The following is a 23,632-nucleotide window of genomic DNA, read 5'->3' as shown; positions in this document are numbered from 1 at the left end:
GGGACGTGGTCCCCTCCCGACCGTCGCCCGGGGCAGGTGCCGCGCCCGCAACCACCTGCCCCGGGCAGCAACACCCCGTACCGGGCGGCGACACCCCGCGGCACCTCAGGTCTTGCGGTGCACGTTCGCCGCGGTCGACGGCCCGTGCGCCGAGTCCGCGATCCACGGCCCCGGCACCGAGGGGTCGAGCACCCCCTCCTCCAGCCAGGTGAACCGCCCGGCGAGCACGTGCTCCGCCAGCCGCCGGTCCGAGTCGTCCGAGTTGCGCCACAGCCGGTCGAACAGCTCGTCCACCCGCACGCGGGCCTGCCGCGCGAACGCGTCGGCGAGCCCCACCGCCCGGTCGCCGTCCGCCGCCGCCCGCACGCAGGTCGCGCTGATCGCGAACAGCTCCGCGCCGATGTCCACCACCCGCGCCAGGAAGCGCTGCTTGCGCTCCATCCGCCCCTGCCAGCGGGACATCGCGTAGAACGTCTGCCGCGCCAACCTGCGGCAGGCCCGCTCGACGAACCGCAGGTGCCCGGCGAGCGGCCCGAACTCGGCGTACGCCCGGGGCACCTGGCCCTTGCCGACCACGAGCGTCGGCAGCCACTTCGCGTAGAACCGGCCCGCGTTCGCCGCCGCGCGCGCCTTGCGCCGCACGTCGGCCTCGGGGTCGACGATGTCGCCCGCCACGGCCAGGTGCGCGTCCACCGCCTCGCGCGCGATCAGCAGGTGCATGATCTCGGTCGAGCCCTCGAAGATCCGGTTGATCCGCAGGTCGCGCAGCACCTGCTCGGCCGGCACGCCGCGCTCGCCGCGGGCGGCCAGCGAGTCGGCCGTCTCGAAACCGCGCCCGCCGCGCAGCTGCACCAGCTCGTCCGCGACCAGCCACGCCATCTCCGAGCCGTACAGCTTGGCCAGCGCGGCCTCGATGCGGATGTCGTGCCCGCCCGCGTCGGCCAGCTCGCTCGACAGGTCGAGCACGGCCTCCAGCGCGTACGCGGTGGCCGCGATGAACGCCACCTTGCCCGCGATGGCCTCGTGCCTGCCCACCGGCAGGCCCCACTGCACCCGTGCGCCCGTCCACTCCCGGGCGATCTTCAGGCACCACTTGGCCGCGCCCGCGCACAGCGCGGGCAGCGACAGCCGGCCGGTGTTGAGCGTGGTGAGCGCGATCTTCAGGCCCGCGCCCTCCTCGCCGATCAGGTTCTCCCGCGGCACGCGCACGTCGTGGAACCGGGTGACGCCGTTCTCCAGGCCGCGCAGGCCCAGGAACTCGTTGCGCCGCTCCACGGTGATGCCGGGGGAGTCGCCCTCCACGACGAACGCGCTGATCCCCTTGCCGGGCACCTGCGCCATCACCACCAGCAGGTCGGCCACCACGCCGTTGGTGGTCCACAGCTTCACGCCGTTGAGCAGGTACCCGTCCTCGGTGGGCGTGGCCGTGGCGCCCAGGCGCGCGGGGTCGCTGCCGACGTCGGGCTCGGTGAGCAGGAACGCGCTGATCTCGCCGGTCGCGCAGCGCGGCAGGTAGGTCCTCTTCTGCTCGTCGGTGCCGAACAGGCTGATCGGCTGCGGCACGCCGATGGACTGGTGGGCCGACAGCATCGCGCTCAGCGCGGGGCTGACCGAGCCGACGAGCATCAGCGCCCGGTTGTAGTAGACCTGCGAGAGCCCCAGGCCGCCGTACTCGGGCTTGATCTTCATGCCGAACGCGCCGAGCTGCTTGAGGCCCGTGAGCACGTGGTCGGGGATGCGCGCCTGCCGCTCGATGAGCAGGCCGTCGACGGTGCTCTCGCAGTACTCGCGGAGCGCCTCCAGGAACGTCTCGCCGCGCTCGCGGTCCTCCGCCGACCCGCTGGGGTGCGGGTGGATCAGGTCGAGCCGGAAGTGGCCGAGGAACAGGTCGCGACCGAAGCTGGGGTCCCGCCAGCGGGTCTCGCGCGCCTGCTCGGCGACCTTCCGCGCGGTGCGCTCGTCCACGCGCCGCCCGGGAGGGGCCGTGCCGGGGTCCGCTCGTTCGGGGTCCGCTCGTTCGGGGTCCACTGCGGTCATCGCTGACCTCCAGGCGCCGGGCTTCCCACGCTACTACCGGCGGGTAGCCCCAATCGGGTGACGCGCACACACCGGCACTTCGGCAACCCGAGCCAGGGCTACGGCGGCGCGGGTCACGGCAGCAGGGCTACGGCGGCGCGGGCTACGGCAGCGGGGACGCGCCGCGCTCGCGGATGAGCTGCTCCATGTAGGCGCTCTCGCTCTTCTGCGAGCCCAGCATGTTGTCCGAGAGCGTCCGCACGACGGACTGGCCGGCGTGCGTGGCGGCGTACTGCGCCATGGGCGAGCCGCCCTGGTGGTGGCGCAGCATCAGCTGGAGGAAGTACACGTCGAACTCCGGGCCGGAGAGCCCGCGCAGCCTGTTCAGCTCCTGCGTGGTCGCCATGCCCGGCATCAGGCCCGTGGTGCCGGCGTCCGCCGCGGCCGTGTGGTCGTGGCTCGCGCTCGTCATCCACTTCATGTGGGTGCCGTCGACCGACTGCTCCTGGTAGCCCCAGAGGCTCAGCCAGCCCTTCATCCGGCCCACCTGCTCCAGCTGGGTGGACTGGATGTCGAAGGCGAGCTGGCGGATGGTCGCGTCGGTCGTCTTGTCCCGCGCCAGGTTGGCCATCGTGACGCCCTGGAGGTGGTGGGCGGCCATGTCCTGGAGGAACCCGACGTCGACCGAGTCCGCCGCCGGGGTGGACGAGGTGTTGTCCTGCCCCGGCAGCTTGATCAGCAGGCCGACCGCCGCGCCGAGCAGCAGCACGGCGACCACCGCCACCGCCACGACGGCGGCGCGGGTCGCGGTCGCGCCGCGCCGCTGCTCGGGTTCGATCGGTTCGGTCATGGCCGGGTCGTCAGCTGGACGGCGTGGTGCTCGGCGCGCCGGGGGCGGACGGGTCGGCGGCGGGCGCGCTCGGGTCGGCGGCCGGGGCGCTCGGGTCGACGGCGCCGGTCTGGCCGGTCTCCGCCGCGTCGGTCTGGCCACCGTCCATCGGGACGGCGTCCGGGCCCGGGGCCTCCGCCACGAACGGCGGCGGGTTGGTCACGTCGAACGTGCTGGAGTCGCAGGTCGCGCCGATCTCCGGGTAGGTCCACTGGTTGCGGCGCAGCGACTGGATGAACTGGTCGATCCGCGGGTCGTCGGCGCTCTCCACCTTGAGCTGGTGGCCCCACGACTGGAGCGAGACCGGCTTGTCCAGGCCGGGGTACGGCGACATCATCGTGAACTGCTGACCCTCGACCCGGTCGCGCAGCTTGGTCAGCGCGTCACCGGTCACCTGGTCCGGGTTGTACGCGATCCACACGGCGCCGTGCTCCAGGCCGTGGACCATGTTCTCGGTGCGCACCGCGCTCTCGTAGACCACGCCGGTGCACGCGGCCCAGACGCCGTCGTGCGGCCCGCCGAACGGCGGCGACTGGTCGTAGGCGACCCGCTGCTCGGCCGTGACGTGCTTGCCCTCGGCGTACTCCTTCTTCACGACGCCCTCGATCTTGTCCGAGGGGTCCTTGTTCTCCTCGGACGGGTTCCACTGGGCGAGCGCGGCTTCCTTGGCGTTCTTGTCGGCGATCTGCGAGTACGCGTACCCGAACACGGTGCCCGCCAGCGCCAGCACCGCGATCACGGCGATGATGGTCCCCCAGGGCTTCGGCTTCTTCGCCACCACCGAGGAGCGCGCCGCCGCAACGCTGGAGCGCGCGGCCTTCGTCTTCTTGCCGCTGGTCATGTCCGCCTCAGATCTCGTCGTACGCCCGTGCCGCCGGTCAGTGTAGGGACACCGTGTCTGATCACCGTCAACTCCCCGTCACGCCGGGTGGTCGTCAACAGTTGACCCATCTCACTGTCCGGGACGTCCATCCCGGCGCAGACCAGCGGGAACGCTTCCCTAGACTTGTCGGGTGACTCCCGCTGCGCTCGCTGAACTGGTCCGCGCGACGGCCGTGGACGTGCTGTCCACCCGCGGCCTCGACCCCGCCTCCCTCCCGACGGCGGTCACGATCGAGCGACCGCGCAACCCCGAGCACGGCGACTACGCCACGAACGTGGCCCTCCAGGCCGCGAAGAAGGCCGGCGTCCCGCCCCGCGACCTGGCCGGCTGGCTGGCCGAGGCGCTGACCGGCACGGACGCCATCGCCACCGTCGAGGTCGCCGGTCCGGGCTTCCTCAACCTGCGGCTCGCCGCCGACGCGCAGGGCGCGATCGTGCGCGACGTGCTCGCGGGCGGCGACGCCTACGGCCGCGGCGACGCCCTGACCGGCAAGAAGATCAACCTGGAGTTCGTCTCGGCGAACCCGACGGGCCCGATCCACCTCGGCGGCACCCGCTGGGCGGCGGTCGGCGACGCGCTGGGCCGCATCCTCGCGGCCAACGGCGGCGAGGTGACCCGCGAGTACTACTTCAACGACGCCGGCGCGCAGATCGACCGGTTCGTGCGGTCCCTGATCGCCGCCGCCAAGGGCGAGCCCGCCCCCGAGGACGGCTACGCCGGCGGCTACATCAGCGACATCGCCGCCGAGGTGATCCGGCAGGAGCCCAGCGCCCTGACCTCGGAGGACTCGCACGAGGTCTTCCGCCGCGTCGGCGTCGGGCTGATGTTCGAGGAGATCAAGAAGGACCTGCACGACTTCGGCACCGACTTCGACGTCTTCTTCCACGAGGACTCGCTGCACAAGTCCGGCGCGGTCGCCAAGGCCGTCGAGCAGCTCAAGGGCTCGGACTCGCTGTACTTCGAGAACGGCGCCTGGTGGCTGCGCTCCACCGAGTTCGGCGACGACAAGGACCGCGTGGTCATCAAGAGCGACGGCGACCCGGCGTACATCGCCGGCGACATCGCGTACCTGGTGGACAAGCGGTCGCGCGGCTTCGACCTGTGCATCTACATGCTCGGCGCCGACCACCACGGCTACATCGGCCGGCTCAAGGCCGCCGCCGCCGCGCTCGGCGACGACCCCGACTCGGTCGAGGTGCTGATCGGCCAGATGGTGAACCTGGTCAGCGACGGCAGGCCGGTGCGGATGAGCAAGCGCGCGGGCACCGTCATCACCATGCAGGACCTGGTCGAGGCGGTGGGCGTGGACGCGGCCCGGTACGCGATGACCCGCTCCTCGGTCGACTCGTCCCTGGACATCGACCTGGACCTGCTGCGCAAGCGCAGCAACGACAACCCGGTGTTCTACGTCCAGTACGCGCACTCGCGGATCTCCTCGGTGCTGCGCAACGCCGCCGAGCTGGGCGTGACGCCGAACGAGTCCTACGAGCTGCTGTCGCACGACCGCGAGGGCGACCTGATCCGCACGATCGGCGAGTTCCCGCGCGTCGTCGCCACCGCCGGTGAGCTGCGCGAACCCCACCGGGTCGCGCGCTACCTGGAGGAGCTGGCGGGCACCCTGCACCGGTTCTACGACACCAAGGAGCTGCGCGTGCTGCCGCGCGGCGACGACGAGGTCACCGAGGTGCAGCGCGCCCGCCTGGCCCTGTGCGTCGCGGCCCGCCAGGTGTTCGCCAACGGCCTGGCCCTGCTGGGCGTGACCGCCCCGGAGCGGATGTGATGCGCGCCCACCCGGCCGGTCCCCGGCACGCCGACGTCCTGCTGCCCGGGAGCACCGCGGGCAGCCGCCCCTCCTCGCCCGACCAGCTGAACGAACTTCACCCGAAGGTGTGGCCGCGCAACGCCGAGCGCGGCGCCGACGGCGCGGTCCGCCTCGCCGGCGTCGACGTGCGCGCGCTCGCCGAGGAGCACGGCACGCCGCTGTTCGTGATGGACGAGGCCGACTTCCGGGCCCGCTGCCGCGAGCACGCCGAGGCGTTCGGCGACCCGACGCGCGTGCACTACGCGTCCAAGGCGTTCCTCTCCGTCGCGGTGGCCCGCTGGGTCGCCGAGGAGGGGCTGAGCATCGACGTGGCCAGCGGCGGCGAGCTGGCGGTGGCGCTGCGCGCCGACTTCCCGCCCGAGCGCATCGCGCTGCACGGGAACAACAAGTCGCTCGCCGAGCTGACCGCGGCCGTGGACGTCGGCGTCGGCGCGGTGGTGCTCGACTCGTTCCTGGAGATCGCCCGCCTGGACCAGGTGGCCCGCGAGCGCGGTCGCGTGCAGCCGGTGATGATCCGCGTCACCGTGGGCGTCGAGGCGCACACGCACGAGTTCATCGCCACCGCGCACGAGGACCAGAAGTTCGGCTTCTCGCTGTCCTCCGGCGACGCCGCCGAGGCCGCCCGCCGCGTGCTCAAGTCCGAGGGCCTGCGGCTCGTCGGCCTGCACAGCCACATCGGCTCGCAGATCTTCGACGCGAGCGGCTTCGAGGTCGCCGCGCGCCGGGTCGTCGGCCTGCTGGCCGAGCTGCGCGACGAGCACGGCGACGGCCTCCTCGACCACGTCACCACCGTGGACCTCGGCGGCGGCCTCGGCATCGCCTACACCCCGGACGACGACCCGCCGCCGCCCGCCGAGCTGGCCAGGCAGCTGCGCGACATCGTCGGCAAGGAGTGCGAGCACGCCGGCCTCCCCGCGCCGACGATCGCCGTCGAGCCCGGCCGGGCCATCGTCGGCCCCGGCACGGTGACCCTCTACGAGGTGGGCACCATCAAGGACGTCCAGCTCGACGCGGGCGCGATCCGCCGCTACGTGAGCGTGGACGGCGGCATGAGCGACAACATCCGCACCGCCCTCTACGACGCGGTGTACGACTGCCGGCTGGTCTCCCGCGACGCCCCCGAGGACGCCGCGGCCGTGCTGTGCCGCGTCGTCGGCAAGCACTGCGAGTCCGGCGACGTGGTCGTGCGCGACTGCTGGCTGCCCGACGACCTCGCGCCCGGCGACCTGATCGCGGTCGCCGCCACCGGCGCGTACTGCTACTCCATGGCCAGCGGCTACAACCGGCTCCCGCGACCCGCGCTCGCCGCGGTCGTCGACGGCGAGTCCCGGCTGCTGCTGCGCCGGGAGACCGAGGAAGACCTGTTCCGCCTGGAGGTATGACGTGCCGAGCCGGAAACCGATCAGGGTCGCGCTGCTGGGCTGCGGCACGGTCGGCACCGAGGTGGTCCGCCTGCTCACCGGGCAGGCGGCCGACCTGACCGCGCGCATCGGCGCGCCGGTCGAGCTGGCGGGCATCGCGGTCCGCAAGCCGAACAAGCACCGCGAGGTCCCCGCCGACCTGCTCACCACCGACGCCGAGGCGCTGGTCGCCTCGGACGTGGACGTGGTGGTCGAGGTCATCGGCGGCATCGAGCCCAGCCGGACGCTGCTGCTCGCCGCGCTGCGCGCGGGCAAGTCCGTGGTCACCGCGAACAAGGCGCTGCTGGCCGAGCACTCGGCCGAGCTGTTCGAGGCGGCCGACGGCTCCGGCGCCGACCTGTACTTCGAGGCGGCCGTCGCGGGCGCGATCCCGCTGCTCAGGCCGCTGCGCGAGTCGCTGGCCGGTGACCGCATCACGCGCGTGATGGGCATCGTCAACGGCACGACGAACTTCATCCTCTCCGGCATGGACTCGACGGGCGCGAGCTACGCCGAGACGCTGGACGAGGCCACCCGCCTGGGCTACGCCGAGGCCGACCCGACGGCCGACGTGGACGGCTTCGACGCCGCCTCCAAGGCCGCGATCCTCGCCTCGCTGGCGTTCCACAGCCGGGTGACCGCCGCCGACGTGCACCGCGAGGGCATCGCCGCGGTGAGCGCCGCCGACATCGCCGCCGCCAAGGGCCTCGGCCGCGCGGTCAAGCTGCTCGCGATCTGCGAGCGGGTCACCGGGGACGACGGCCAGGAGTCCGTGGCCGTCCGCGTGCACCCGGCGATGATCCCCAGGTCACACCCCCTCGCGGGCGTCAGCGGCGCGTTCAACGCGGTGTTCGTCGAGGCCGACGCGGCCGGCGAGATGATGTTCTACGGCCAGGGCGCCGGCGGCGCGCCGACGGCCAGCGCGGTGCTCGGCGACCTCGTCGCGGCGGCCCGCAACCTCGTGCACAGCGGGCGCGGCCCGCGCGAGTCGGCGTACGCGGCGCTGCCCGTGCGGCCGATGGGGCAAACCCCCACGCGTTACCACATCAGCCTCGACGTCGCCGACCGGGCGGGCGTGTTGTCGCAGGTCGCGGCGGTGTTCGCGGAACACGACGTGAGCATCGCGGCGGTGCGGCAGGAGGGGCGGGTCGACGACGCCAGCCTGGTGATCGTCACCCACGCCGCGACCGACGCGGCACTGCGGTCGACCGTCGACAAAATCGGCGGCCTGCCCGTGGTCAGGGAAGTGGTCAGTGTGATGCGGGTGGAAGGCGAAGAGTGATGACGACCCATGCAGGCGTGCGGCCGGGGTGGCCCGGCATCATCCACGCCTACGCGGACCGGATCGGACTCCCGGAGGGCGCGCGGGTCGTCACCCTCCACGAGGGCGGCACGCCCCTGGTGCACGCCGAGCACCTGTCCGAGCTGACCGGGTGCGAGGTCCACGTCAAGGTCGAGGGCGCGAACCCGACCGGCTCGTTCAAGGACCGCGGCATGACCGTGGCCATGACGCACGCCCTGGCCAGCGGCATCCGCGCGGTGATCTGCGCCTCCACCGGCAACACGTCGGCCTCGGCGGCGGCGTACGCGGCGAAGGCCGGGCTCACCGCGGCGGTGCTCGTGCCGCGCGGCAAGATCGCGCTCGGCAAGCTCGCCCAGGCCGTGTCGCACGGCGCCCGCATCCTCCAGATCGACGGCAACTTCGACGACTGCCTCGAACTGGCCGCCAAGACCGCGTCCGAGTACCCGATCACCCTGGTCAACTCGGTGAACCCGGTGCGGCTGGTCGGCCAGAAGACCGCCGCCTGGGAGATCTGCGACGTGCTGGGCCGCGCGCCCGACGTGCACTGCCTGCCGGTCGGCAACGCGGGCAACATCACGGCGTACTGGCGCGGCTACTCCGACTACCGCGCCGACGGGGTGGTGGCCACGACGCCGCGCATGTTCGGGTTCCAGGCCGCGGGTGCCGCGCCGCTGGTGCTGGGCGCGCCGGTGGCGGACCCGGAGACCATCGCGACCGCCATCCGGGTGGGCAGCCCGGCGTCCTGGACCGGCGCGGTCACCGCCAAGGACGAGTCCGGTGGCCTGTTCGAGGCGGTCACGGACGAGAAGATCCTGGAGGCGTACCGGCTGCTCGCCTCGACCGAGGGCATCTTCGTCGAGCCGGCGTCCGCGACCAGCGTGGCGGGCCTGCTCGCCACCGCCGCGGACGGCCGCCTGCCGAAGGGCTCCACGGTCGTGTGCACGGTCACCGGCCACGGCCTGAAGGACCCGGGCACCGCGCTGCTCGGGATGCCCGAGGTGTCGCCGGTGCCGGTCGACCCCGGGGCCGTCGCCACCGCCCTGGAGCTGGCGTGACCGGCACCCCCACCGGGGTCCGGGTCACCGTCCCGGCCTCCACCGCCAACCTCGGGTCCGGGTTCGACGCGCTGGGCATGGCGCTCGGCCTGCACGACGAGCTGGAGTTCGAGGTCGTCGCGGACGGCCTGCGCGTCGAGGTGGCGGGGGAGGGCGCCGGCGTCGTCCCCCCGGACGAGTCCCACCTGGTCGTGCGGGCCTTCCGCGCGGCCTCGGCCCACCTCGGGCTCGACGTGCCCGGCCTGCGCCTGCGCTGCCGCAACGCCATCCCGCACGCCCGCGGCCTGGGGTCCTCCTCGGCCGCGGTCGTGGCGGGCGTGGCGGCGGCGTACGGCCTGGTCGGTCGCGGGCCGGACACGACCGCGTTGCAACTCGCCGCCGAGTTCGACGGGCACGCCGACAACGCCGCGGCCAGCATGTTCGGCGGCGTCGTGATCGCCTGGACGGAGGGTGACCGCTTCCGCGCGGTGCGTGCGGAACCGCACCCCTCGCTCGCGCCGGTCGTGTTCGTGCCGGCCGGCGAGTCGTCGACCCGGACGACCCGCGGCCTGCTGCCCTCGAAGGTGCCGCACGAGGACGCCGCGTTCGCCGCGGGCCGGTCCGCGCTCGCCGTGCACGCCCTCACCGCGGACCCCTCGCTGCTGCTCGACGCCCTGGTCGACCGGCTGCACGAGCCGTACCGGGAACCCGCCTGGCCTGCGACGACGCGCCTGGTCGCGGCCCTGCGCGAGGCCGGCGTGCCGGCCGCGGTGTCGGGTGCCGGACCGACCGTGCTGGCCTTCCCGCCGCACGGCGAACCGCCGGCCGGGCTCGACCTCGCGGGGTTCCGGGCGCGCCGGTTGCCGGTCGACGCGGCGGGCGTGCGGGTTGCGCCACTCGGCTGAGCGGTGCGACTCGCCGAACCCCGGTTGTTGCCTCCGGTCGCACCTGCGTCTACCCTCGGCGTCATCAGTCACCGCGCGCACGGGCGCCGGTGTGGTGCCCGGACGTTCGTTCCGGATCGCATTCCTCCAGTGACTTGGCCCTGTGCCGTACGGACGGGGTCGGCACTGGTAGGCACCCGCTCGCCGTGTGACCGAAAGTCCCGCACCGGAGGACTCCGCTTCCGCGCGCGTTCCGCGCCGACGAGGTCCACCTGAAGCGGGGCGAAACTGCCGGTCCGCGTTCCGCCGGACGGCAGGTCCGCTGGGCCGCGTAGGAGGCGCGGTCCGGTCAGGAAGGACATGTGTGAGCAACACCGATGTGTTGAGCAGCGAAGCTCCTGCTGCTCCCAACGCCGCTGCCAGTTCCGGAGCTGAGGAGAGCGCTCTGACCACCCCTTCGAACGGCAGCGCCCCGCCGCGCAAGCGCGCCGGTCTCTCCGGCATGGTGCTCGCCGAACTCCGCGAACTCGCGGGCCAGCTCGGCATCACCGGCACCGCCGGTCTCCGCAAGGGCGACCTCATCGCGGCCATCAAGGAGCGGCAGGGCGGCACCTCCGGTCGGGGCAGTGCCGCGACGCCGCCGAAGGCCGAGAAGAAGGCCGCGACGGCCGGGGCACCCGCCCCGGTCGTGGAGAAGCCCGCGCCGGCCAAGGCCGTCGAGGCCCCCGCCCCGGTGGACAAGCCGACCCAGCAGCAGCTCGACGTGACCGAGCGCCCCGCCGCCCCCGCCGAGGAGGAGGGTGGTCGGCGCGGCAACCGCCGTCGTCGTTCCGCCAACCGCCCGACGGGCAGCCCCGAGGCCCCCGCCGCCGACGTCCAGCAGGTGGAGCGCGCCCCCCAGGCCGACCGCCAGCAGGTCGAGCGCCAGCAGGCCGAGCGCCAGCAGGGTGACCGCCAGCAGGGGGACCGTCCCCAGGGCGACCGCCAGCAGGGCGACCGGGCCGAGCGTCAGGACCGCGGCGACCGCTCCGAGCAGCGCGAACAGCGCCAGGACCGGGGCGAGCGCCGCAACCGCGACGACCGGGGTGACCGCGGCGAGCGCGGTGACCGGGGCGAGCGCGGTGACCGGGGCGAGCGCGGCGACCGGGGTGACCGCAACCGGGACGACCGGGGTGGCCGCGGCGACCGCAACCAGGACCGCAACCGGCAGAACGCGCCGGGCGACGACGGTGACGAGGAGGGCGGCCGTCGCGGCCGTCGCTTCCGGGACCGCCGCCGCCGCGGTGGCCGGGGCGACGACGTCGGCGGCACCACCGACACCGAGGTGCGCGACGACGACGTCCTGCTGCCCGTGGCGGGCATCCTCGACGTGCTGGAGAACTACGCGTTCGTCCGCACGTCGGGCTACCTGGCCGGGCCGAACGACGTCTACGTCTCGCTGTCGCTGGTCCGCAAGTACGGCCTGCGCCGCGGTGACGCCCTGATCGGCGCCGTCCGCCAGCCGCGCGACGGCGAGCAGCAGCGGCAGAAGTTCAACCCGCTGGTCCGCGTCGACAAGATCAACGGCCTGGACCCGGAGGAGTCGCGCAACCGGCCCGACTTCACCAAGCTGACGCCGCTCTACCCGAACGAGCGACTGCGCCTCGAAACCGAGCCGCACATCCTGACGACCCGCGTCATCGACCTGGTGATGCCGATCGGCAAGGGCCAGCGCGCGCTGGTCGTGTCGCCGCCGAAGGCCGGCAAGACCTCGGTGCTCCAGTCGATCGCGAACGCGATCACGACGAACAACCCCGAGTGTCACCTGATGGTGGTGCTGGTGGACGAGCGCCCCGAAGAGGTCACCGACATGCAGCGGTCGGTGAAGGGCGAGGTCATCGCCTCCACCTTCGACCGCCCGCCGTCGGACCACACGACGATCTCGGAGCTGGCCATCGAGCGGGCGAAGCGCCTGGTCGAGATGGGTCACGACGTGGTCGTGCTGCTGGACTCGATCACCCGCCTGGGTCGTGCCTACAACCTGGCCGCCCCCGCGTCGGGCCGCATCCTGTCCGGTGGTGTCGACTCGACGGCGCTCTACCCGCCGAAGCGGTTCCTCGGCGCGGCGCGCAACATCGAGGGCGGCGGCTCGCTGACCGTCATCGCGACGGCCCTGGTCGAGACCGGGTCCGCCGGTGACAGCGTGATCTTCGAGGAGTTCAAGGGCACCGGCAACGCCGAGCTCAAGCTCGACCGGAAGATCGCGGACAAGCGGACCTTCCCGGCGGTGGACGTGGACTCGTCCGGCACCCGCAAGGAGGACCTGCTGCTGTCCCCGGACGAGCTGGCCGTGATGCACAAGCTGCGCCGCGTCCTGCACGCCCTCGACAGCCAGCAGGCCATCGACCTGCTGCTGGACCGCCTGCGCAAGAGCCGCACGAACATCGAGTTCCTGATGCAGGTGGCGAAGACCACCCCGGGCGGCGACAGCGACTGACCGCCCACCCGGCAGGCGGGGCCCGTCCAGCTCAGGCTGGGCGGGCCCTCGTCGTCCCGGGGGAGGGCCTCAGCAGGACGCGGCGAACCCGGGCTCGGCCGGGGCGGGGGCGTGCCGGCGCTCGACGACGTAGTGGGCCACCAGCAGCGCCGTCACCGGCACGCCGACGAGCACGCCGGTCCACAGCGGCACCAGGACCCCGTCCAGGGCGACGCCGAGGGCCAGCACCAGCGCCGGGTACGACCAGCGCAGCCACGTCCGCTGCCGGCGGGAGGTCCACGCGACCGTGCCCGAGGCGACCAGGGTGACGGCCGCGCCCGCGCCGAACAGCGGGCTCGACAGCGCCAGCGGCCACGGGGCGCGCAGCAGCAGGCCGCCGAGCCCGGTGAGGCCCAGCACGGCCCCGCCGAACAGGAAGGGCAGGACCAGCCACGTGGTCAACCGCAGCGGGCGTCCGGCAGCGCACAGCACGCGAGAAGTGTGGCGGCCCCGCAACGCCCGGTGCTGCTCTCCGTAGACCAGCGGTCACCCCCTGCGCCGAATGGTCGACGGCTATCGGCGAGCGGTAGTGACCCGTGCCACGGGAACAACGCCGTGCCGCATCGTGTTGCAGTGACCGTAACGCCGATCTGGCACACTGTCGGGTCGAGTCCGGCTCCGGTTCACCTCCTGATCAGCAGAGGACCCGGCGGCCACCGAGGAAAGGGACGAGACGTTGAAGACCGGCATTCACCCCGAGTACGTGACGACCGAGGTCACCTGCGGTTGCGGCAACACCTTCAGCACCCGCAGCACCAAGTCGTCCGGTTCCATCCACGTCGAGGTCTGCTCCAACTGCCACCCGTTCTACACGGGCAAGCAGAAGATCCTCGACACCGGTGGTCGGGTCGCGCGCTTCGAGGCCCGCTACGGCAAGCGCGCCAAGTAGCTGCCAGAACGGCGTCCACCCCGATGCGCGGGTGGGCGCCGTTGTCGTCTCCGCACCTCTCCAGAAGTACCCGTAGACCGGAGCCAAGACCGTGACGCTGGACGCCCTGCTGGCCGAGCACGCCGAGCTGGAGCGCAAGCTCGCCGACCCCTCGGTGCACGCCGACCAGGCGGGTGCGCGGAAGCTCGGCAAGCGCTACGCCGAGCTGGGGCCGATCGTGAAGACCGCCCGCGAGCTGGAGCAGGTCAGGTCCGACCTGGAGACCGCGCGCGAGCTGGCCGCCGAGGACGCCGGGTTCGCCGAGGAGGCCGAGGCGCTGGCCCGGGCGCTCCCCGCGCTGGAGGAGAAGCTCACCGAGCTGCTGCTCCCGCGCGACCCGCACGACGGCGCGGACGTGGTGCTGGAGATCAAGTCGGGCGAGGGCGGCGAGGAGTCCGCGCTGTTCGCGGGCGACCTGCTGCGCATGTACCTGCGCTACGCCGAGCGCCACGGCTGGAAGGCCGAGGTCCTCGACGGCACCGACTCCGACCTGGGCGGCTTCAAGGACGTCACGGTCGCCATCAAGAGCCGCGACACCACCCCAGACGGCGTGTGGTCCCGCCTGAAGTACGAGGGCGGCGTGCACCGCGTGCAGCGCGTGCCGGTGACCGAGTCGCAGGGCCGCATCCACACGTCCGCCGCGGGCGTCCTGGTGTTCCCGGAGACCGAGGACGTCGAGGTCGAGGTCGACGAGAACGACCTGCGCGTCGACGTGTTCCGCTCCTCCGGCAAGGGCGGGCAGAGCGTCAACACGACCGACTCGGCCGTGCGCATCACGCACCTGCCCACCGGCATCGTCGTGTCCTGCCAGAACGAGCGCAGCCAGCTCCAGAACAAGGCCCGCGCCATGCAGGTGCTCCAGGCCCGGCTGACCGCCCTGGCCGAGGAGAAGCAGCAGCAGGAGGCGTCGGACGCCCGGCGCACGCAGATCCGCACCGTGGACCGCTCCGAGCGGGTCCGCACCTACAACTTCCCGGAATCGCGCATCTCCGACCACCGCGTTGGGTACAAAGCCCATAACCTGGACCAAGTGCTCGACGGCGACCTGGACGCGGTGCTCGACGCGTTGGCGGCGGCCGACCGGGCGGAGCGACTCGCCGGCGGGTGATCGACGAGAGGGGCGCGCGATGGCGGAACTCCTGGTGACCCCCCGGACAGCGCCCCTGGACGCGACCCTGGCCATCCGCGTGGAGGGCCTGGAGCCCGACGCGCGGGTCACGCTGTGCGCCTCGACCGGCGACCGGGCGGCCGAGGCCGTGTTCCGCGCCGACGACCGCGGCGTTGTCGACCTCACCCGGCACGCCCCGGTGTCCGGCGGCTACTCCGGCGTCGACCCGATGGGGTTGTTCTGGTCCCTGGCCCCGACCGGCGGCACCCCGTCCGGCACGGTCGTGGAGGCCGCCGGGATCGGCCGCGTCGAGGTGGACCGCCAGGTCGTGCCCGACGGGGTCCGGCGCACCGAGGTCACCGGGAACGGCCTGGTCGGCGCGCTGTTCGAACCCGGCGACGGCGAGACCCACCCCGGCGTCGTCGTGCTCGGCGGTCCGGTGCTGGGCGGTTCCGCGTCGGGCGGCCCGCTGCCGGGCGGTCCGCTGCCGGACGGCTCGGTGCTGGACGGCCTCGGGGGCGGTTCGCGCGAGGCGGACGCGGCGCTGCTCGCCCGGCACGGGTTCGCCGCGCTGGCCCTCGCCTGCTCCGGCGCGCCGGGCCTGCCGGACGACCCGGTCGAGGTCCCGCTGGAGTACGTCGGCGCGGCCCTGGACTGGCTCGCCACCCGGACGGGTGAAATCGGTCTCCTGGGCGCGGCGCGCGGCGGTGAGCTGGCGCTCCTGGCCGGTGCGACGTTCCCCCGGGTCAAGGCCGTGGTGAGCGTGGCGGGCAGCGGGGTCGTGACGCAGGGCGTCGGTCCCGGCCCGCGGCTGCTCCAGGTGCTGGAGCACGAGGCCGCGCCGTGGACGCTGGGCGGCAGGCCGCTGCCCTACCTGCCCCGCTCGGTCCCGGAGGAGCTGAGGGCGTGCGTCGTCGACGGTGAACCGGTGCCGCTGCGGCTCGCGTTCGACCTGTCCGACGGCATCCCCGAGGACGTCGAGATCCCGGTCGAGCGGATCAACGGCGGTGTGTTGCTGCTCTCACCCGGCGACGACGCGACGTGGCCGTCCGAGGAGCTGGCCGCCGTCGCCGAGCGGCGCCTCACCGAGCACGACCACCCGTTCCCGCACGAGCACGTCGTGTACCCCGGCGCGGGACACCTGATCGCGGGCCCGCCGCACCGGCCGGCCACCGACACCGTCGTCCCGGGGCCCGGCGCGCGCCTCCGCGCGGGGGGCACGCCGGCCGCCACCGCCGCCGCCCGCGCCGACGCGTGGCGCCGCACCGTCGAGTTCTTGTCGGACCAGCTGCGCGCCTAATGTTGTGCCCATGAGCGCACACTTTGACGTCGTGGTCCTCGGTGCGGGGCCCGGCGGGTACGTCGCCGCCATCCGCGCGGCTCAGCTGGGCCTGAAGACGGCGGTCGTCGAGGAGCGTTACTGGGGCGGCGTCTGCCTGAACGTGGGCTGCATCCCGTCGAAGGCCCTCCTGCGCAACGCCGAGCTGGCGCACCTCTTCACGCACGAGCAGAAGACGTTCGGCATCACCGTCGAGGGCAAGGTGACGTTCGACTACGGCGCCGCCCACGACCGCAGCCGCAAGGTCGCGGACGGGCGCGTCAAGGGCGTGCACTTCCTGATGAAGAAGAACGGCATCACCGAGCTCAACGGGTGGGGGACGTTCGTCGACGCGAACACCATCCGGGTGGGTGACGAGACCGTCACGTTCGACCACGCGATCATCGCCGCCGGCGCCAAGACCCGCCTCCTGCCGGGCACCGAGCTGTCCGACCGGGTGGTGACCTACGAGGAGCAGATCCTGTCGAAGGAGCTGCCCGGCAGCATCGTCATCGCCGGCGCGGGCGCCATCGGCGTCGAGTTCGGCTACGTGCTGCACAACTACGGCGTGAAGGTCACCATCGTCGAGTTCCTCGACCGGGTGGTGCCGCTGGAGGACGTGGAGGTCTCCACCGAGCTGGCCAAGCGCTACAAGCGCCTCGGCATCGACGTGCGCACCGGCACCCGCGTGGAGTCCATCGACGACTCCGGCGAGAAGGTGCGCGTCACCGTGTCGAAGGACGGCGAGGAGGAGGTGCTCGAAGCCGACAAGGTCATGCAGGCCATCGGTTTCCAGCCCCGCACCGAGGGCTACGGCCTGGAGAACACCGGCGTGCAGCTCACCGAGCGCGGCGCCATCGCGGTGGACGGCCGGGGCCGCACGACCGTGCCGCACATCTTCGCCATCGGCGACGTCACCGCGAAGCTGATGCTGGCGCACGCCGCCGAGTCCATGGGCATCGTCGCCGCGGAGACCATCGCGGGCGCGGAGACCATGGAGCTGGACTTCCAGATGATCCCGCGGGCCACGTTCTGCCAGCCGCAGATCGCCTCGTTCGGGTGGACCGAGGCGCAGGCCCGGGACAAGGGCTACGACGTCCAGGTGGCGAAGTTCCCGTTCACCGCGAACGGCAAGGCGCACGGCCTCGCCGACCCGGGCGGCTTCGTGAAGCTGATCAGCGACGCCAAGTACGGCGAGCTGCTGGGCGCGCACATGATCGGGCCGGACGTCACCGAGCTGCTGCCGGAGCTGACGCTGGCGCAGCAGTGGGACCTGACCGTGCACGAGGTGGCGCGCAACGTGCACGCCCACCCGACGCTCAGCGAAGCCGTCAAGGAGGCCGTGCACGGCCTGGCCGGGCACATGATCAACTTCTGATCGGCCTACCCTTTCCCGCATGACCCGACACCCGCTGCGGCTGGCCGTCCTCGAAGCGGAACGCATGCTGGCCGCAGCGGGCGTCGACAGCGCCCGGGTGGACGCCGAGCTGCTCGCCGCCCACGTCCTGGGCGTCGAGCGCTCGCGCCTGCCCCTGATCCCGCTGGTCGACCCGCCGGTGGTCGACGCGCTGCACCGGGTCGTGCGGCGGCGGGTGGCGCGCGTCCCGCTCCAGCACATCACCGGCTGGGCCCACCTCGGCGGCGTCGACCTCGCCGTGGGCCCCGGCGTGTTCATCCCGCGCCCGGAGACCGAGCTGCTGCTCGTCTGGGCGCTGTCCGCCGTGGACGCCCCCGACCCGGTCGTGGTCGACCTGTGCACGGGGTCCGGCGCGCTCGCCCTCGCGTTCGCCCACCACCGGCCGGGTGCGACCGTGCACGCCGTCGAGCGCGACCACACCGCGCTGTCCTGGGCCCGCCGCAACGCCGACGCCCGCCGCGCCGCCGGCGACACCCCCGTGACCCTGCACGCGGGCGACGTGACGGCGCCGGGCGTCCTGTCCGACCTGGACGGTCAGGTGGACCTCGTGCTGTGCAACCCGCCGTACGTGCCGGACGCGACCGAGGTGCAGCCCGAGGTCGCCGACCACGACCCGCGCCAGGCCGTCTTCGGCGGCCCGGACGGCCTCGACGTGGTCCGGCACGTCGTCACCCTCGCCGCCCGCCTGCTGCGCCCCGGCGGCCACGTGGCGATCGAGCACGACGACACCCACGGCGAGAGCGTCCCCGCCCTGCTGTCCGCGCGCCGCGTGCTCACCGACGTGGCCGACCACACCGACCTGGCCGGCCGCCCCCGCTTCGCCACCGCCCGGCGGGTGTGAGCCCGCCATCAGCGACCTCGTGTGCACGCAGCGTTACGACGGTGCGCCTGGTCGTGCTGCTCCTCGCGGATTTCGCGGTCGCCCACCGCTCGCACCAGGTGTCGGCGCGCGAAGCGGTGGGGCCTTCGCCGTGCCGGCCGACGTGCGACCACGCGTCCTGCTCTACGGCATCGTCGGTGCCTTGGTGCTGCGGGGCGTGTTCATCACGGCCGGCGCCGCGATGCCGGCGGCCGGCACCCGGGCGTTCCTCGTGTTCGGGCTGGTCCTGCTCGCCTCGGCGGTGAAGTTGCTGCGGGAGGTGTCGACCGGCGGCGGTGCCGAGCACGACGCCTCCCGGCTGCGGGCGTCCGGCTGCTGCGCCGGCTGATGCCGGCCACCGACTACTACCGCGGCGCGCGGCTGACCGTGCGCGAGCACGGGTGACGCCCGCTCACGCCGCCGGCGGTCGCGGCGTTCGCCACCGACGTGGTGTTCGCCGTCGACTCGGTGCCGGCGGTCTACGGCATCACCGAGGACCCCCACCCCCGTCTCCCCGGGCGTGATCATCGGCGTCCTCGCCGTCCTCGCCGCGACCAGCCTGCGCTCGCCCCGACCACCGCGGGGACCGCGCCCCTGACCGCCCGGTGCGGTGCGGGGCCCGCGGCGGGAATCGCTCCCGGACCCGGGAGCGATTCCCGGGGAGGCTGCGCGGCGCGTATCCCGCCGGCGGGACACACGCGTCCCGCCGGCGGGCGGCCGGGCCGCCGACCTCCGTCCGCCTGCTCGGTCCTCAAAGGACCGGTCTTGATCTCCGGTAATTCCGCGCGGTTCCACCGCGGGGCTGGTTGGAAGGGCCTCGGAAAAGCCTTCCCGAGCTGCTCCGTTCGCGTGATTCGCAGTGTGAAGCTTGCTCGGAAAAAACGTCGGCCTTAGCGTGGAGTGGCACGTGGTAATGAGTTCGTGGAACGAGAAAAAAGGGGGAACGCATGCGCAAGGCATTTTCCGCGGCATTCGCGACGGTGGGTGCGGCGGTCGCGCTGACCGTCGGCCTGACGGCTCCGGCCGCCGCCGCTCCGGCTCGGGCCCAGGCCCCGGTGCAGGAAGCGGCACCCGCGCCCTGCGGTTCGTTCGGGGTGCTCAGCCTCTACTACAACCACTGCGGCACGACTCGGGTCGTCATCTGGGTCGACCAGATCAACGTCGGGGGTTTCCGGGATTTCGAGATGTGCGTCGGCCCCGGTGAGACCGAAATCGGTCCCCGGCCGCAGTACATCGACGCTTGGTACAACGGCAAGCTCTGCTGATCGGACGCCGACCCGCGCCGGGCCGGGTACTCCACCCGGGCCGGCGCGGTCGCGTTCACGGGGTGGCGTGCCGGATCATCGTGTCCAGCAGTTCACGGGTCGTCCCCCACTCGTCCGGTGGGCCTGCCGAATAGAGCACGTACTCGACACCGCCCACTTCCCAGAAAATCGCGGCGACCCGCTTCGGACCCCGGTCGGAGCCTTCCTCGAACTCCCAGCGGACCGCCGGGAAACCGCGGGTCGAGGTTTCCGACAGCACGATCCGGGAGTGGCCGGCCTCGCGTTCCCGGTCCACCGCGGCCTCGGTGATGCGAGCCGGGAGGGTCTTCGCCGGGTCGGTGACCGGGGCCCCGCCCAGCCGCACCTCGCGGCGCGCGTCCGCCGGGTCAGCGGCCACCAGCGTGGTCACCGCGGTGCCCGTCGAGGCCGGCCACGACGCCGGGACGACCGTGCTCAGGCCACCGGGCGCGTTGATGGCCCGGAACCCCGGTGGCACGGGCGTCGCCGCGGTCGCCGGGGCGGAGGACGGGGCCGCGGTCGTCGGGGCGGGGGACGGAGCCGCGGTGACCACGGGAAGCGGGGGAGCCTCGGCGGCGGGCGTCGGCGTGACCGGGGTGGCGGCGTGCAGCGCGAGGACGCCCGCCGCGCCGCCCATCACCGCGTACGCGACGGCCGCGCACAGCGCCACCGGGAACGCACCCCACCGGTTCTTCACGCGCACCTGCCGCCTCGCCCACGGGATAATCTGCGACGTCCACCTCCGGCGAGTAAATCGGAGCACCGGCGATGCGTGTCAAGCAACCGCTCGAACGGCCGCCCGACGAGTGGCGCCTCCTGCGGGCGTTGGTGGCCGATCGCGTCGCGCGCGCCCCGGACCCCGTCGACGACGGGGTGGGCCGCTCGCTCGCCGCCCTCGGCACGGTGTTGCAGGACGGCAACGCCGAGCGGGTCGTCGCCCACGTGCGTCGGGAGTTGCGCTCGACCGCCGACCCCCGCACGGCCGACGTGCTGCGGGGGCACCTGGCCCTCGCCCTCGTCGCGCGCAGCGCCGAGGTCCGCGCGGTCACCGACGACGGCGGCCTGGCCATCCGCACTCGGCAACAGGCCGCCGAGTGCCACGCCCTCGCCGACGAGGTGCTCGCCCTGCGGCCCGACCCCGGGCTGGTCGCGCTCGCCCTCGACCTGCGCGGGCGCACCGAGGAGGCGGAGCGGTGGCGGTGGGTCGAACCGGGCGTCGGACAGGCCGCCGTCGTCGCGCTGGCCGTGCTCGTGCTGCCGTTCGTCGGCGGCGCGGTGGGCAGCGCGGCGGTCACCGCGGGCGGGGTCGCGCTGGGCGCCGCGCTCGTCTTCGGGTTCGTCCTCGCACACCGCAGGCGCGGCTGGGCGCTCGACACCCGATCCGTGCGCAGACCCGGTCTCTGACCTCCGCCGCCGGGCACGGCCCGTGCTGTGCTTGGATCAGGCGGGTGAGCACGATCTACGACTGCGCAGTGCAGGACGACCGCGCGGCCGGCCTCGCCGCCGCGGCGGGCGCGGTGCGCTCCGGGCGCCTCGTGGTACTCCCCACCGACACGGTCTACGGCATCGGCTGCGACGCGTTCGACGCCGCCGCCGTGCGCGCCCTGCTGGAGGCCAAGGGCCGGGGCCCGGACATGCCGGTGCCCGTCCTCGTGGGCTCCTGGACCACCATCGACGGCCTGGTGCTGAGCGTGCCCCGGCAGGCCCGCGCCCTGATCGAGGCGTTCTGGCCCGGCGGCCTGTCGCTCGTGCTCCAGCACGCGCCGTCGCTCGCCTGGGACCTCGGGCAGACCCGCGGCACCGTGATGCTGCGGATGCCGCTGCACCCGGTCGCCCTCGAACTGCTGCGCGACGTCGGCCCGATGGCCGTCTCCAGCGCCAACAAGTCCGGCTTCCCGCCCGCGGGCACCGCGCAGGAGGCGTGGGACCAGCTCGGCGAGGACGTCGGCGTGTACCTCGACGGCGGCCCGGCGGCCGAGAACGTCGCCTCCACGATCGTCGACCTGACCGGTCCGGACCCCGTGGTGCTGCGCGAGGGCGCGGTGCCGGTCGCGGAGGTCTCGAAGGCGCTGGGCGCCGAAGTCGAGGTCGCCCGCTAGTGGATCTTCCCGATCGGAGTAGCGTGGTGCCCGCACCGCCCGATCTCCCGGCTTCGAAGGGCTGAGCCTGCCGTGGGCCAGTTGCCTGCCGTGTCCAACGTCCTCCCGGTCCGGGAGTACCTGCTCGTCGCCCTGACCGCTGCCGTCGTGACGTTCCTGCTGGTCGGCCTGGTCCGCGCGCTGGCGTTCCGGATCGGCGCGGTCGCGTACCCCCGTTCGCGGGACGTGCACGTCAAACCCATGCCCCGGATGGGTGGGCTGGCGATGTACGGCGGCGTGCTCGGCGGCATGCTGCTCGCCCACCAGCTCCCGGTGCTGCGCTCGGCGTTCGACTTCTCCTACGACCCGTACGCGGTCATCGTGGGCGGCGGCGTGATCGTCCTGGTGGGCGTGCTGGACGACCGGTTCGAGCTGGACTCCCTGACGAAACTCGCCGGTCAGGTGACCGCGGCGGGCATCCTCGTGCTGTTCGGGCTCCAGTGGCTGCTGTTCTGGGTGCCGTGGGGCGACGACGGCGAGGGCACCGGCTCGCTGCTGTCGCTGGACCAGAACCAGGGCGCGATCCTGTCCGTGCTGCTGGCCGTGACGATGATCAACGCGATGAACTTCGTCGACGGCCTGGACGGCCTGGCCGCCGGCATCGGCCTCATCGCCGCCGCCGCGACCTGCGTGTTCTCCATCGGCCTGCTGTCCAACAACGGCGGTGACGTGGGCGCGTACCCGCCCGCGCTGATCGCCGCCACGCTCGCCGGCGCGTGCCTGGGCTTCCTGCCGCACAACTTCAACCCGGCGCGCATCTTCATGGGCGACTCCGGGTCGATGCTCATCGGCCTGATGCTCGCCGCGTCCACCATCTCGGCCAGCGGCAAGATCAACTACGAGTCGGTGCGCGCCGAGGACGTCCTCGGCCTGCTCTCGCCGCTCGTGGTCGTCGCCGCCGTGCTGTTCGTGCCGATGCTCGACCTGCTCATGGCCGTGGTCCGGCGCACCCGGCGCGGCGAGAGCCCGTTCTCCGCGGACAAGATGCACCTGCACCACCGCCTGCTGGAGATCGGCCACTCCCAGCGCCGCGCCGTCCTGCTCATCTACCTGTGGGCGGGCGTGCTCGCGTTCAGCGCGGTGGCCCTGACGATCTTCGACGTCTCGGTCGTCGCCTGGTGCTTCGGCATCGCGCTCCTCCTCGCCCTGCTGGTCTCCGCGATCCCCAGACTTCGCGAAGTGCGCCGATCCTGACCCCGGTGCCGGGTGGCGGTGCGAACCGCCACCCGGCACCGGTGCGCCGGCCTAGATCGGGTTGTCGACGCACGGCCTGCCGAGCAGGCTGAACGTGCCGTCGCCGTTGCTCTTCCAGCCCTCGGCGCAGTGCAGCTGACCGTTCGCGTAGCTGCGGCCGACGTTCCTGACGAACGCGGTGCTGGTGCCCCAGCTCCGGGTCTCCGAGGTGTACCGGTAGTCCGGTCCGAACAGCACGTAGAAGCCGTGGAACGACAGGTACGGGCTCAGGCTGCTCACCGTGGCGTTGACGCTGCCGACGTAGCCGCCGCTGCCCACGGCCGCGACGCGGATGCCACCGCTGGTGCCGCTCTCGTCCATCGCGCCGACGTCCTCGGTGCCGGCCGCGGGCAGGCCCACCTCCACCGCGGTCGTCCGCGGGGTGGCGTCCTCGGCGCCGGCCGTCGGCGCCAACACCGTCAGCGATGCCGCGGCGGTCGCCACCGCGGCGAGCAGCACCCGCACGCCCGGTCGCCCGCTGTTCGCTCGTCGATCACCCATGAGTTCCCCTGTGTCGTGTTGTTCCTGGTCAGCCGTCCGCATTCGGATCGACGCCGATGACGTTAGGGATGCGCCGCGCCAAACTGCTTGCGGTTCGCCTA

The 23,632-nt window shown here is 73.3% G+C and carries 21 protein-coding genes and 1 pseudogene; 16 read left to right on the top strand and 6 right to left on the bottom strand.

Features of this window, described 5'->3' with window-relative positions:
* Window positions 1–105: 105 nt before the first annotated feature.
* The 3 genes from ACRAKJ_RS36725 to ACRAKJ_RS36715 all read right to left on the bottom strand — a co-directional run bounded on the left by ACRAKJ_RS36725 (window position 106) and on the right by ACRAKJ_RS36715 (window position 3,746).
* A complete protein-coding gene (locus ACRAKJ_RS36725; RefSeq protein WP_438923141.1) occupies window positions 106–2,037 on the bottom strand; it encodes an acyl-CoA dehydrogenase family protein in 1,932 nt (643 codons plus the stop codon).
* Between the two features lie 142 nt (window positions 2,038–2,179).
* Complete coding sequence (locus ACRAKJ_RS36720) at window positions 2,180–2,866, bottom strand: DUF305 domain-containing protein (RefSeq protein ID WP_438923140.1); 687 nt, start codon at window positions 2,864–2,866, stop codon at window positions 2,180–2,182.
* 10 nt (window positions 2,867–2,876) lie between these two features.
* Complete coding sequence (locus tag ACRAKJ_RS36715; RefSeq protein WP_438923139.1) at window positions 2,877–3,746, bottom strand: DUF3105 domain-containing protein; 870 nt, start codon at window positions 3,744–3,746, stop codon at window positions 2,877–2,879.
* A 172-nt stretch (window positions 3,747–3,918) separates the two neighbouring features.
* Here ACRAKJ_RS36715 and argS point away from each other — a divergent pair, with 172 nt between their 5' ends.
* From argS to rho, 6 genes are all read left to right on the top strand, one after another.
* A complete protein-coding gene (gene argS, locus ACRAKJ_RS36710) occupies window positions 3,919–5,568 on the top strand; it encodes an arginine--tRNA ligase (RefSeq protein ID WP_438923138.1) in 1,650 nt (549 codons plus the stop codon).
* Window positions 5,568–6,992, top strand: coding sequence for a diaminopimelate decarboxylase (lysA, locus tag ACRAKJ_RS36705; RefSeq protein ID WP_438923137.1), 1,425 nt, complete (start codon window positions 5,568–5,570; stop codon window positions 6,990–6,992). The genes argS and lysA overlap by 1 nt, the downstream gene beginning before the upstream one ends.
* Before the next feature lies 1 nt (window position 6,993).
* On the top strand, window positions 6,994–8,292 hold the full coding sequence (locus tag ACRAKJ_RS36700) for a homoserine dehydrogenase (RefSeq protein ID WP_438923136.1): 1,299 nt from the start codon (window positions 6,994–6,996) through the stop codon (window positions 8,290–8,292).
* Window positions 8,292–9,368 (top strand): threonine synthase, encoded by a 1,077-nt coding sequence (gene thrC, locus ACRAKJ_RS36695; RefSeq protein ID WP_438923135.1) that lies wholly within the window; start codon window positions 8,292–8,294, stop codon window positions 9,366–9,368. The genes ACRAKJ_RS36700 and thrC overlap by 1 nt, the downstream gene beginning before the upstream one ends.
* On the top strand, window positions 9,365–10,252 hold the full coding sequence (thrB, locus tag ACRAKJ_RS36690; protein ID WP_438923134.1) for a homoserine kinase: 888 nt from the start codon (window positions 9,365–9,367) through the stop codon (window positions 10,250–10,252). Before thrC ends, thrB begins: the two co-directional genes overlap by 4 nt.
* 343 nt (window positions 10,253–10,595) lie before the next feature.
* Window positions 10,596–12,707 carry a transcription termination factor Rho gene (gene rho / locus ACRAKJ_RS36685; protein WP_438923133.1) on the top strand — a complete coding sequence of 704 codons (2,112 nt, stop codon included), beginning with the start codon at window positions 10,596–10,598 and terminating at the stop codon, window positions 12,705–12,707.
* Window positions 12,708–12,776: 69 nt separating this feature from the next.
* Here the strand turns inward: rho and ACRAKJ_RS36680 are convergent, their stop codons facing one another.
* A complete protein-coding gene (locus ACRAKJ_RS36680; RefSeq protein ID WP_438923132.1) occupies window positions 12,777–13,178 on the bottom strand; it encodes a hypothetical protein in 402 nt (133 codons plus the stop codon).
* 244 nt (window positions 13,179–13,422) lie between these two features.
* On the opposite strand from ACRAKJ_RS36680, the gene rpmE reads away from it, so the two are divergent.
* From rpmE to ACRAKJ_RS36645, 7 genes and pseudogenes are all read left to right on the top strand, one after another.
* Window positions 13,423–13,635, top strand: a complete 213-nt coding sequence (gene rpmE, locus ACRAKJ_RS36675) for a 50S ribosomal protein L31 (protein ID WP_438923131.1) — start codon at window positions 13,423–13,425, stop codon at window positions 13,633–13,635.
* Between the two features lie 91 nt (window positions 13,636–13,726).
* Window positions 13,727–14,782: a peptide chain release factor 1 gene (gene prfA / locus ACRAKJ_RS36670; RefSeq protein WP_438923130.1), complete on the top strand. Its 1,056-nt coding sequence runs from the start codon at window positions 13,727–13,729 to the stop codon at window positions 14,780–14,782.
* Window positions 14,783–14,801: 19 nt separating this feature from the next.
* Window positions 14,802–16,082 carry an acyl-CoA thioester hydrolase/BAAT C-terminal domain-containing protein gene (locus ACRAKJ_RS36665; protein ID WP_438923129.1) on the top strand — a complete coding sequence of 427 codons (1,281 nt, stop codon included), beginning with the start codon at window positions 14,802–14,804 and terminating at the stop codon, window positions 16,080–16,082.
* Window positions 16,083–16,092: 10 nt separating this feature from the next.
* Window positions 16,093–17,478 (top strand): dihydrolipoyl dehydrogenase, encoded by a 1,386-nt coding sequence (gene lpdA, locus ACRAKJ_RS36660; RefSeq protein ID WP_438923128.1) that lies wholly within the window; start codon window positions 16,093–16,095, stop codon window positions 17,476–17,478.
* A gap of 19 nt (window positions 17,479–17,497) precedes the next feature.
* Window positions 17,498–18,358, top strand: a complete 861-nt coding sequence (prmC, locus tag ACRAKJ_RS36655) for a peptide chain release factor N(5)-glutamine methyltransferase (RefSeq protein ID WP_438923127.1) — start codon at window positions 17,498–17,500, stop codon at window positions 18,356–18,358.
* A 121-nt stretch (window positions 18,359–18,479) separates the two neighbouring features.
* Window positions 18,480–18,880, top strand: a pseudogene (locus ACRAKJ_RS36650) (TerC family protein); the annotation flags it as partial.
* Window positions 18,881–19,323: 443 nt separating this feature from the next.
* The gene (locus ACRAKJ_RS36645) at window positions 19,324–19,641 is read left to right on the top strand and encodes a DUF6355 family natural product biosynthesis protein (protein WP_438923126.1); all 318 of its coding nucleotides are present in this window, start codon (window positions 19,324–19,326) and stop codon (window positions 19,639–19,641) included.
* 55 nt (window positions 19,642–19,696) lie between these two features.
* Here the strand turns inward: ACRAKJ_RS36645 and ACRAKJ_RS36640 are convergent, their stop codons facing one another.
* Window positions 19,697–20,356 (bottom strand): hypothetical protein, encoded by a 660-nt coding sequence (locus tag ACRAKJ_RS36640; RefSeq protein WP_438923125.1) that lies wholly within the window; start codon window positions 20,354–20,356, stop codon window positions 19,697–19,699.
* A 71-nt stretch (window positions 20,357–20,427) separates the two neighbouring features.
* Between ACRAKJ_RS36640 and ACRAKJ_RS36635 the strand changes: the two genes are divergently transcribed.
* The 3 genes from ACRAKJ_RS36635 (at window position 20,428) to ACRAKJ_RS36625 (ending at window position 22,991) form a co-directional block, all read left to right on the top strand.
* Complete coding sequence (locus ACRAKJ_RS36635; protein WP_438923124.1) at window positions 20,428–21,063, top strand: hypothetical protein; 636 nt, start codon at window positions 20,428–20,430, stop codon at window positions 21,061–21,063.
* Between the two features lie 44 nt (window positions 21,064–21,107).
* Entirely contained in the window at window positions 21,108–21,758 is a 651-nt protein-coding gene (locus ACRAKJ_RS36630) for an L-threonylcarbamoyladenylate synthase (RefSeq protein WP_438923123.1), read from the top strand.
* A 72-nt stretch (window positions 21,759–21,830) separates the two neighbouring features.
* Entirely contained in the window at window positions 21,831–22,991 is a 1,161-nt protein-coding gene (locus ACRAKJ_RS36625; RefSeq protein WP_438923122.1) for a glycosyltransferase family 4 protein, read from the top strand.
* 51 nt (window positions 22,992–23,042) lie between these two features.
* Here the strand turns inward: ACRAKJ_RS36625 and ACRAKJ_RS36620 are convergent, their stop codons facing one another.
* Window positions 23,043–23,531, bottom strand: coding sequence for a hypothetical protein (locus tag ACRAKJ_RS36620; protein ID WP_438923121.1), 489 nt, complete (start codon window positions 23,529–23,531; stop codon window positions 23,043–23,045).
* Between the last annotated feature and the right edge of the window lie 101 nt (window positions 23,532–23,632).

It is taken from the genome of Saccharothrix sp. DSM 118769, assembly GCF_052936295.1.
This window is presented reverse-complemented; position numbering and strand designations above follow the sequence as displayed.

What these genes read in the sequence shown, in the direction of transcription:
- lysA (WP_438923137.1), top strand. Translation starts at nt 5,568, where the DNA reads ATGCGCGCCCACCCGGCCGGTCCCCGGCACGCCGACGTCCTGCTGCCC.
- prmC (WP_438923127.1), top strand. Translation starts at nt 17,498, where the DNA reads ATGACCCGACACCCGCTGCGGCTGGCCGTCCTCGAAGCGGAACGCATG.
- thrC (WP_438923135.1), top strand. Translation starts at nt 8,292, where the DNA reads ATGACGACCCATGCAGGCGTGCGGCCGGGGTGGCCCGGCATCATCCAC.
- ACRAKJ_RS36725 (WP_438923141.1), bottom strand. Translation starts at nt 2,037, where the DNA reads ATGACCGCAGTGGACCCCGAACGAGCGGACCCCGAACGAGCGGACCCC.
- ACRAKJ_RS36720 (WP_438923140.1), bottom strand. Translation starts at nt 2,866, where the DNA reads ATGACCGAACCGATCGAACCCGAGCAGCGGCGCGGCGCGACCGCGACC.
- lpdA (WP_438923128.1), top strand. Translation starts at nt 16,093, where the DNA reads ATGAGCGCACACTTTGACGTCGTGGTCCTCGGTGCGGGGCCCGGCGGG.
- ACRAKJ_RS36665 (WP_438923129.1), top strand. Translation starts at nt 14,802, where the DNA reads ATGGCGGAACTCCTGGTGACCCCCCGGACAGCGCCCCTGGACGCGACC.
- ACRAKJ_RS36620 (WP_438923121.1), bottom strand. Translation starts at nt 23,531, where the DNA reads ATGGGTGATCGACGAGCGAACAGCGGGCGACCGGGCGTGCGGGTGCTG.
- ACRAKJ_RS36635 (WP_438923124.1), top strand. Translation starts at nt 20,428, where the DNA reads ATGCGTGTCAAGCAACCGCTCGAACGGCCGCCCGACGAGTGGCGCCTC.
- ACRAKJ_RS36715 (WP_438923139.1), bottom strand. Translation starts at nt 3,746, where the DNA reads ATGACCAGCGGCAAGAAGACGAAGGCCGCGCGCTCCAGCGTTGCGGCG.
- ACRAKJ_RS36645 (WP_438923126.1), top strand. Translation starts at nt 19,324, where the DNA reads ATGCGCAAGGCATTTTCCGCGGCATTCGCGACGGTGGGTGCGGCGGTC.